The following is a 9,359-nucleotide window of genomic DNA, read 5'->3' on the forward strand; positions in this document are numbered from 1 at the left end:
GCCGGCCGGGCCTACGGCAGCAGGTGCGGCCGGACGTCGTCGGCGGCGACGTCGCCGTACGACTCGGCGAGCCGCTTGACGAACAGGTCGTGGCGCACCTCGTACTCCTGGGTGCCGACGGTCTCCAGCACCAGGGTGGCCAGCAGGGAGCCGACCTGGGCGGACCGCTCCAGACCCAGGCCCCAGGAGAGCGCGGCGAAGAAGCCGGCCCGGAAGCCGTCCCCGACGCCGGTGGGGTCGACCGCACGGGTCTCCCGGGCGATCGGCACGTGGATGGTGTCGAAGTCCCGGCTGGCGATCTCCACGCCGTTGCTGCCCAGCGTGGTCACCCGGACCTTCACCCGGTCCAGCAGCTGCGCGTCGGTGAGGCCGGCCTTGCTCTGCAGCAGCGACTTCTCGTACTCGTTGGTCATCAGGTACTCGGCGCCGTCGATCAGGCCCACCACGTCATCGCCGCCCATCCGGGCGAGCTGCTGGGACGGGTCGGCGACGAAGGCGTACCCGCGCTCGCGGCACTCGGCGGAGTGCCGCAGCATCGCAGCGGGGTCGTTGGCGCCGACCAGCACGAGGTCGAGCCCGCCGAGCCGCTTCGCGACGGGGGCCAGCTCGATGTTGCGTGCCTCGCTCATCGCGCCCGCGTAGAAGGAGGCGATCTGGCACATGTCGGTGTCGGTGGTGCAGACGAACCGGGCGGTGTGCGCCACCTCGCTGACGTGCACCGAGTCGCAGTCGACGCCGTGCCGCTCCAGCCAGGAGCGGTAGTCGGCGAAGTCGGCGCCGACCGCGCCGAGCAGGATCGGGCTCAGGCCGAGCTGCCCCATGCCGAAGGCGATGTTGGCGGCCACCCCACCCCGGCGAAGCACCAGGTCGTCCACGAGGAAGGACAGCGAGACCTTGTCGAGCTGGTCGGCGAGGAGCTGGTCGGCGAACCGGCCGGGGAAGCTCATCAGGTGGTCGGTCGCGATCGAGCCGGTCACGGCGATCTTCATGTCAACCCTCGTGGTCGGGAGCACGGCGCGGGTCAGCCTACCGGGCCATCCGGTGTCGTGGTCCCGGGTCGAAGAGAGATCGTTCACGTTCCGCTCGACCCCGCGTCGCCGGCCGGCCAGCCGGCGTCCGCCGGGGACCGGATCCGCCCTGGTCTGCCCACCGCGACGGCACCCGTGGGCGGCTGCGGAGGGTGAAGCCGTCCGAAAAAAGAGACAGCGGGGCCACCCCCGGCCGGGGGTGGCCCCGCTGCCGCATCGGCCGTGGGGCGTCGACTCAGCTGAACGAGTCGCCGCAGGCGCAGGAGCTGCCCGCGTTCGGGTTGTCGATGGTGAAGCCCTGGGCGTCGATCCGGTCGGCGAAGTCGATCGTGGCACCGGACAGGTAGGGGGCGCTCATCCGGTCGACCACGACCTCGACGCCGTCGTAGTCGGTGACGACGTCACCGTCGAGCGAACGCTCGTCGAAGAAGAGCTGGTACCGAAGGCCGGAGCAGCCGCCCGGCTGCACCGCCACCCGGAGCCGCAGGTCGTCGCGGCCCTCCTGCTCGATCAGGGCCTTGACCTTCTGCGCCGCGACGTCGGTGAGGACGATGGAAGTAGGGGCCTCGGTCGACTCGGTCGACTCGGTCTGCGCTGGCGTGGTCACGTGGAAATCTCCCTGCGCGGTCTGGGTCTGGACGCACTGGCCAACGTCTCGCGTCGTCCAGTGATTCCCGATGTGGTCGCAGACCCGATGGTACGCCGCCCCGGCCCGGAGCACCCGATCGACGTGACCCGGCCCCGGGTCAGGCCCGGATCGGCCCCTGGTCCGGCCGTCACGGTCCCGACCACACCCGGTGAGTCGTCCTAGGAGGATAGGTGGGAAGCGGAAGCGTCCGGCCGGCGCTCAGCGGCTCCACTGGCGGGCCAGGCGGGCGCCGAGCTGGCGCAGCCCCTCCGCCGGGCGGCTGAGCGCCGCGTCCAGCCCGCCGCGCTCCTCCCCGCCGAAGTGCTCCACCAGGCTGTACGCGTCGGTGACCCCGGCCGAGGCGGCCTCGCGCCGCCCGGTGCTCACCTGCCCCGCCAGCACCACGCAGGGCACCCCCCGGTCCCGGGCGGCCCCGGCCACCCCGGCGACGACCTTGCCGCGCAGCGACTGGTGGTCGAAGGAGCCCTCGCCGGTGACCACCAGGTCGACCGCGTCGAGCGCGGCGGACAGCCCGATGGCCTCGGTGACCAGGCCGATGCCGGACTCGCACCGGCCCCCGAGGGCCAGGATCGCCGCGCCGAGGCCGCCGGCCGCACCGCCGCCGGGCAGCGCGCCGAGGCCCGCCGGGCAGCCGGGCAGGTCCCGCTCCAGCACGTCGGCGAAGCGCTCCAGCGCGGCGTCGAGCAGCAGCACGTCGGAACGGGTCGCGCCCTTCTGCGGGCCGTAGACGCTGCTGGCGCCGTGCAGCCCGAGCAGCGGGTTGTCCACGTCGGTGGCGGCGACCAGGGTGGCGCCGCGCAGCCGGGGCGCGCCGTCCAGCCCGGCGATGCCGGCCAGCGCCGCCCCGCCGTACGGCAGGGCCCGGCCGGTCTCGTCGAGCGCGGTGACGCCGAGCGCGGTGAGCAGGCCGGCCCCGCCGTCGTTGGTGCCCGAACCGCCGAGCCCGATCACCACCGTCCGGGCGCCGTGCTCCACCGCGGCGGTGACCAGCGCGCCGAGCCCGTACGAGGTGGTGGCCTTCGGGTCGCGCTCGGCGGCGGCGAGCAGGTGCAGGCCGCAGGCCTGGGCGCTCTCCAGGTACGCCGTGCCGTCGTCGGTGAGCAGGATCTCACCGTCGGTCGGCCGGCCGAGCGGGTCGACGGTCGGCACCGGCACCCGGCGCCCGCCGAGCGCCTCGGCGAGGACGGCGACGAAGCCGGGGCCGCCGTCGGCGAGCGGGCGGATGAGCAGGTCGTCCCCGCCGGCCACCTCCCGCCAGCCCTCGGCCACCGCCGCGGCGACCTCCTGAGCCGGCAGCGTGCCGGCGAACTTGTCGGGGCAGAGCAGCACGCGCATGCCGAGCAGTGTGGCAGGGCCCCATCGCACGAGGCAGTGCGGCAGCCCACACCGCTACGAGCCGCGTGCTCCCGGCTGTGGAACCATGAGGGCGTGACTTCGACCTGGGCGGAACCATCCGACACCGCGACGGCCCTGTTGCTGCTCGGCCGTGGCAGCGACCCCGCCACCGAACGTGGCGTGGAATGTCCGGGCGACCTGCCGGCGCCCAGCGACCCCGACCTGGTGGCCCGGGCCGCGGCGGCGAAGGCGGCGCTGGGCGACAGGGTCTTCGTGCTGGGCCACCACTACCAGCGCGACGAGGTGATCCAGTTCGCCGACGTGACCGGCGACTCGTTCAAGCTGGCCCGCGAGGCGGCGGCCCGGCCGGACGCGGAGTACATCGTCTTCTGCGGCGTGCACTTCATGGCCGAGAGCGCCGACATCCTCACCACCGCCGCTCAGAAGGTGGTCCTGCCCGACCTGGCCGCCGGCTGCTCGATGGCCGACATGGCGGTGCTGTCCCAGGTCGAGACCGCCTGGGACGTGCTGACCGAGCTGGGCGTGGCGCAGGACACCGTCCCGGTGACGTACATGAACTCCTCGGCTGACATCAAGGGCTTCGTCGGCCGCAACGGCGGCGTGGTCTGCACCTCGTCCAACGCCAAGCGGGCGCTGGACTGGGCGTACGGGCAGGGGTCGAAGGTGCTGTTCCTGCCCGACCAGCACCTGGGCCGCAACACCGCCGTGCTGGAGATGGGCCTCTCGCTCGACGACTGTGTGCTCTACAACCCGCACAAGCCGAACGGCGGGCTCACCGCCGAGCAGCTCCGCGACGCGAAGATGATCCTGTGGCGCGGGCACTGCTCGGTGCACGGCCGGTTCACCCTGGACAGCGTCAACGACGTCCGCGAGCGGGTGCCGGGGGTGAACGTGCTGGTGCACCCGGAGTGCCGGCACGAGGTGGTCAACGCCGCCGACTTCGTGGGCTCGACGGAGTACATCATCAAGGCCGTCGAGGCCGCCCCGGCCGGCTCGGCGTGGGCGATCGGCACCGAGCTGAACCTGGTGCGCCGGCTCGCGCTGGCCCACCCGGACAAGCAGATCATGTTCCTGGACAAGGCGGTCTGCTACTGCTCGACGATGAACCGGATCGACCTGCCGCACCTGGTGTGGGCGCTGGAGGAGCTGGCGGCCGGCCGGGTGGTGAACCAGATCACGGTGGACCCGGACACCGCGCACCACGCCCGGGTGGCGCTGGACCAGATGCTGGCCCTCCCCGCCGCCGACCCCGTAGCGCCGACAGCCTGACCACCCTGTGTGACATTCTGGGTGCGTTTGCGCACGTGACACCCCGTTTCATGCCCTCGGGGGCGATGTGACCGCATCCACTCTGGTCACCGAGGGCTATGCTGCCGGGGCGACGACGCGCGCGGATCCGTTTACCGCCGGCCGCATCGCGGGTACCACCGACAACTCCCGCATCATCACAAACACTGCAGCACCCGACGCGCTGGAGGTTGCGTTGACCGACGACGTCCTGGTCGTACACGGAGGTACTCCGCTGGAAGGGCGGATCCGCGTGCGCGGCGCGAAGAACCTGGTTTCCAAGGCGATGGTCGCCGCCCTGCTGGGCGACAGCCCCAGCCGGCTGTTCGACGTGCCGCGCATCCGCGACGTCGAGGTGGTCCGCGGGCTGCTCGGCCTGCACGGGGTCAAGGTCACCGACGGTGCGGAGACCGGTGAGCTGGTCTTCGACCCAGCCAACGTCGAGAGCGCCAGCACCGACCAGATCAACGTGCACGCCGGCTCCAGCCGCATCCCGATCCTGTTCTGCGGGCCCCTGCTGCACCGCCTCGGCCACGCGTTCATCCCGGACCTGGGCGGCTGCCACATCGGGCCGCGCCCGATCGACTTCCACCTCCAGGCGCTGCGCGAGTTCGGCGCCACGGTCGACAAGACCCCGGAGGGGCTGCACCTGTCCGCCCCGAACGGGCTGCACGGCACCAAGTTCGCCCTGCCGTACCCGAGCGTCGGCGCGACCGAGCAGGTGCTGCTCACCGCCGTGATGGCCGAGGGCGTCACCGAGCTGCGCAACGCCGCGGTCGAGCCGGAGATCATCGACCTGATCTGCATCCTGCAGAAGATGGGCGCGATCATCAAGGTCCACACCGACCGGGTGATCGAGATCCAGGGCGTGCCGAAGCTGCACGGCTACACCCACCGGCCGATCCCGGACCGGATCGAGGCGGCGAGCTGGGCGGCGGCGGCGCTGGCCACCCGCGGCCACGTCGAGGTGCTCGGCGCGCAGCAGGCCGACATGATGACCTTCCTGAACATCTTCCGTTCGGTCGGCGGCGAGTACGAGGTGACCGACGCCCGGCCGCCGAAGCTGGGCGACCCGGGCCAGGAGGGCGGCATCCGGTTCTGGCACCCGGGCGGCGAGCTGAACGCCGTGGCGCTGGAGACCGACGTGCACCCCGGCTTCATGACCGACTGGCAGCAGCCCCTCGTCGTGGCGCTGACCCAGGCCCGGGGCCTGTCGATCGTCCACGAGACGGTGTACGAGCAGCGGCTCGGCTACACCGAGGCGCTGAACACGATGGGCGCCAACATCCAGGTCTACCGCGACTGCCTCGGCGGCACCCCGTGCCGGTTCGGCCGGCGCAACTTCAAGCACTCCGCGGTGATCGCCGGCCCGAGCAAGCTGCACGCGGCCGACCTGGTCATCCCGGACCTGCGCGCCGGGTTCAGCCACCTGATCGCCGCGCTCGCCGCCGAGGGCACCTCCCGGGTGTACGGCGTCGACCTGATCAACCGGGGCTACGAGGACTTCGAGGCCAAGCTGGCCGACCTGGGCGCCCATGTCGAGCGGCCGTAACCGGGCTCACCGCCGGGTTCGACCGTAACCTTGCTCACTCCCGTTCCGCGCCCGGTGCACCGCGATGTGCACCGGGCGCGGGCGCTTGGCTACCCTTTCCTCGTGCTGTCGCCGTTTCGCCGCAAGTCCTCCGCCCCCGTCGACGAGTCCGTCACCTCGGTGACGCCCGACGAGGCGCCCGCGTCCGCCCGCCGGAGCTACACCCCGAGCAAGAAGGAACTGGGGCGGGAGACGCCGAAGCGGCCCGTCGCCGGCCGCCGGCCGGCCGGCCCGACCAAGCCGCTGAGCAAGGAGGAGGCCCGGGAGCGGCGGCGGCGGTTGCGCGCCGAGTCGTCGGCCGAGTTCCGCCGCGAGGGCGGCCCCCGCGACCGTGGCCCGGCGAAGCTGCTGGCCCGCAACGTGGTCGACTCCCGCCGCACGATCGGCACCTGGTTCTTCGGCGGGGCGCTGATCGTGCTGCTCGGCTCGAACCAGGCGATGCCGCCGATCGTCCGGCTGATCTCGAACATCCTCTGGGGCGTGCTCGCCCTCGGCGTGGTGATCGACTCGATCCTGATCAGCCGCAAGATCAAGAAGCTGGTCCAGGAACGCCTCCCGACCAGCGGCGAGCGGATGGGCTCGCTCTACCTGTACGCGATCATGCGGTCGATCACCTTCCGCCGGATGCGCGCGCCGGAGCCCCGGGTCAAGGTCGGCGACCCGGTCTGACCCGCGCCTGCTCCGGTCCGGCCCGGGCCTGCCGGGGCGGCTGTCACGATGCCGCCCCGGAGGCGTCGACCAGGGGCCCCTCCTCCCGGCCGTAGAGGCGGGCGACGACCTCCTCGATGTCCGGCTCGACGATCGAGATGTCGCGCAGGGTGGCCAGCCCGGCCAGGGCGGCCACCACCTCGGCGGCGCCCGTCGACTCCAGCGCGAAGACCAGCCGGTGCCCGTCCGCCTCCACGCGGCGCAGCGGGGCGCCGGGCAGCTCCGGCGGCTCCGGCAGGGCGGCGTCCAGGTCGGCGACGACGAGGCGACGCGAGCCGTACCGGTCGTGCAGGGCGGCGATCGAGCCGTCGTGCACCACCCGGCCGTGGTCGATCACCACGAGCCGCCGGCACAGCCGCTCGATGTCGGCCAGGTCGTGGGTGGTGAGCACCAGGGTGGTGTCGCCGGCCCGGCCCAGCTCGCCCAGGAAGCCCCGGACGGCCTGCTTGCTCACCACGTCCAGCCCGATGGTCGGCTCGTCGAGGAAGAGCACCTCCGGGCCGTGCAGCAGGGCGGCGGTCAGCTCGCCGCGCATCCGCTGGCCGAGGGAGAGCTGCCGGACCGGGGTGTCCAGGAAGCCGTCCAGGTCGAGCAGGTCGCGGCAGCGGCGCAGCCGGGCGGCGTGCGCGTCAGCCGGCACCCGGTAGACGTGCCGCAGCAGGTCGAACGAGTCCCCCAGCGGCAGGTCCCACCAGAGCTGGGAGCGCTGGCCGAAGACCACGCCGATGCGCAACGCCAGCCGGGTGCGCTCGGGCACCGGGCGCAGGCCGCAGACGCGCACCTCGCCGGAGGTGGGGGTGAGCACGCCGGTGAGCATCTTCAGGGTGGTGGACTTGCCGGCGCCGTTCGGGCCGATGTAGCCCAGCATCTCGCCCCGCTCGACGAGCAGGTCGACCCCGTCGACCGCGCCGACGGTGCGCTTCTCGCGGCGCAGCCGCCCCGCCTTCACCCGGACCGTGAACTCCTTGCGCAGGTTGCGTACCTCGATGACGCTCATGACCCCGTACTCCGGTAGTGGCGGACCCCGACGCGCCAGGCGGTGGCGGCGAGCGCGGCGGCGACCAGCGCGACCGCCGGAGCGGCCCAGCCGGCCCAGGCCGGCAGGCCGAGCGGGTCGGCGCGGCCGAGCAGCGCCAGCGCCGGCTGGTAACTGACGAAGGCGAATCCCATCCCGTACGCGAAGGCCGCGCGGAACCAGCCGTCGAAGACCGTGACCGGGTACGACGTGAAGTCGCGCCCGCCGTAGGTGACCGAGTTGGCCAACTCCCCCGACTCGGTCCAGTAGAACGAGACGGTGGCGGTGGCCACGAAGACCGAGCCGAAGAAGACCACCCCGGCCAGCGGGGCGATGAGCACCAGCGCCACCCGGCCCGGGGTCCAGTCGATCCCCGCCGAGCCGACCGCCACCACGAGCACGGCCACGCCGAAGAGCACCCGGGACACCTTGCGCAGCGGCAGGTCCATCAGCAGGAGCTGGGGCAGCGCGCCGAGCGGACGCAGCAGCACGGCGTCGAACAGGCCGGTGCGCACGTACCTGGGCAGCCGCTCGATGTTGCCGACGAGCAGGTCGGCGGTGGCGAACGCGGCGGCGGACAGACCCACCATCACCAGCGTCTCGCGGAGGGTGAAGCCGCCCAACTCCCGGGTGACCCCGAAGATCACCAGCACGGTGACCACGTCGAAGACGGTGGCCCCGACGTTGCCGACCAGGTCCACCACGAACGACGTCCGGTACGCGGCCTGGGACCGCGCCTGCGCCCCGAGCAGCGCCCGATACGCGGCCAGCCGGCCGGACGGGCGCCGGGGATGCCCCGGTGGCCGCTGCCGGGGCAGGACGACCGGCTCAACCACCCTGCACCACCAGCCGATGCTCGGCGCGGCGCTGCACCAGCCGGCACAGCGCCAGGACCGCGACCGCCCAGCCGACCTGCACCGCGACCAGCCCGGCCTGGGTGGCCGTCGGATCCCGCTCGACCAGCACGTCGAGCGGGATCTGCAACAGGCTCGGGAACGGGGTGCCGAACTGCAACGCCAGGTACAGCGCGTCGGGCAGGAAGGGCAGCGGGAAGTAGAGCCCGGCCAGCACGCCCGAGGCGAGGAGCCACAGCATCTGCGGGCCCCGGACGTCCTCGAGCCAGTACGCGGTCGTGTTGACCAGGAACCGGCAGCCGAAGGAGAGCACCACCGCGACCAGTACGGAGACCACGAACAGCGGCACGGTCGACCAGCGGGCGGGCAGGTGCACGTCGAAGAAGATCGGGCCCACCACGACCGGCGGCAACAGCCGGGACACGCCGGCCCAGACCGCCCGCCCCAGGTCGGTGGCGAGGTAGCTGGTCACCGGGTGGACCGGCCGCAGCAGGTCGCTGGCCACCTCGCCGGTGCGGATCCGGTCGGCCAGGTCGGTCCAGCCCCAGAGCAGGATCACCGCCAGCAGGCCCTGCCCGGCCCAGACGAAGGTGGCGAGCTGCTCCCGGTCGTACCCGGCGGCGCTGCCGGCCGCGCCGGCCACCGCGAGGAGGACGTAGCAGCGCAGGAACCCGAAGACGATGTTGGTGACGGCACCGGCCAACGCCGCCTGGCGGTACGTGGCGTATCGTCGGAATCCCGATCCCGCTATCGCACCGAATGTCCGAAACCATAGGATAACGTTTGACGCGGTGGGCGGTGCCACAGTGGCGGTGACAGAGCCCACGCCGTTACCCTCCTTCCGCAGCCACGCCATGCCGGACCGGGCGAC

General features: G+C 72.8%; 9 protein-coding genes. 3 read left to right on the top strand and 6 right to left on the bottom strand.

The genetic code is table 11. The features are described from left to right. Positions 1-11: 11 nt before the first annotated feature. The 3 genes from OG617_RS05255 to OG617_RS05265 all read right to left on the bottom strand — a co-directional run bounded on the left by OG617_RS05255 (position 12) and on the right by OG617_RS05265 (position 3,012). Entirely contained in the window at positions 12-989 is a 978-nt protein-coding gene (locus OG617_RS05255; protein WP_405099171.1) for a carbohydrate kinase family protein, read from the bottom strand. A gap of 274 nt (positions 990-1,263) precedes the next feature. Continuing rightward, the gene (gene erpA, locus OG617_RS05260; protein ID WP_161690397.1) at positions 1,264-1,635 is read right to left on the bottom strand and encodes an iron-sulfur cluster insertion protein ErpA; all 372 of its coding nucleotides are present in this window, start codon (positions 1,633-1,635) and stop codon (positions 1,264-1,266) included. Between the two features lie 240 nt (positions 1,636-1,875). Continuing rightward, positions 1,876-3,012, bottom strand: a complete 1,137-nt coding sequence (locus OG617_RS05265) for a glycerate kinase (protein WP_405099173.1) — start codon at positions 3,010-3,012, stop codon at positions 1,876-1,878. 93 nt (positions 3,013-3,105) lie between these two features. Between OG617_RS05265 and nadA the strand changes: the two genes are divergently transcribed. The 3 genes from nadA to OG617_RS05280 all read left to right on the top strand — a co-directional run bounded on the left by nadA (position 3,106) and on the right by OG617_RS05280 (position 6,580). Continuing rightward, on the top strand, positions 3,106-4,302 hold the full coding sequence (gene nadA, locus OG617_RS05270; RefSeq protein WP_405099175.1) for a quinolinate synthase NadA: 1,197 nt from the start codon (positions 3,106-3,108) through the stop codon (positions 4,300-4,302). 214 nt (positions 4,303-4,516) lie between these two features. Beyond that, positions 4,517-5,872, top strand: coding sequence for a UDP-N-acetylglucosamine 1-carboxyvinyltransferase (murA, locus tag OG617_RS05275; protein ID WP_405099177.1), 1,356 nt, complete (start codon positions 4,517-4,519; stop codon positions 5,870-5,872). 105 nt (positions 5,873-5,977) lie between these two features. Then, a complete protein-coding gene (locus OG617_RS05280) occupies positions 5,978-6,580 on the top strand; it encodes a DUF3043 domain-containing protein (RefSeq protein ID WP_405104117.1) in 603 nt (200 codons plus the stop codon). 43 nt (positions 6,581-6,623) lie between these two features. Here OG617_RS05280 and OG617_RS05285 read toward each other — a convergent pair whose 3' ends face one another. The 3 genes from OG617_RS05285 to OG617_RS05295 are packed head-to-tail and all read right to left on the bottom strand — an operon-like array spanning position 6,624 to position 9,314. Continuing rightward, a complete protein-coding gene (locus OG617_RS05285) occupies positions 6,624-7,616 on the bottom strand; it encodes an ATP-binding cassette domain-containing protein (RefSeq protein ID WP_405099179.1) in 993 nt (330 codons plus the stop codon). Beyond that, a complete protein-coding gene (locus OG617_RS05290) occupies positions 7,613-8,470 on the bottom strand; it encodes an ABC transporter permease (protein ID WP_405099181.1) in 858 nt (285 codons plus the stop codon). The genes OG617_RS05285 and OG617_RS05290 overlap by 4 nt, the downstream gene beginning before the upstream one ends. After that, positions 8,463-9,314 (bottom strand): ABC transporter permease, encoded by an 852-nt coding sequence (locus OG617_RS05295; protein ID WP_405099183.1) that lies wholly within the window; start codon positions 9,312-9,314, stop codon positions 8,463-8,465. The genes OG617_RS05290 and OG617_RS05295 overlap by 8 nt, the downstream gene beginning before the upstream one ends. Positions 9,315-9,359: the final 45 nt, after the last annotated feature.

The organism is Micromonospora sp. NBC_01412 (assembly GCF_045040215.1).
Classification (GTDB): domain Bacteria; phylum Actinomycetota; class Actinomycetes; order Mycobacteriales; family Micromonosporaceae; genus Micromonospora; species Micromonospora rubida.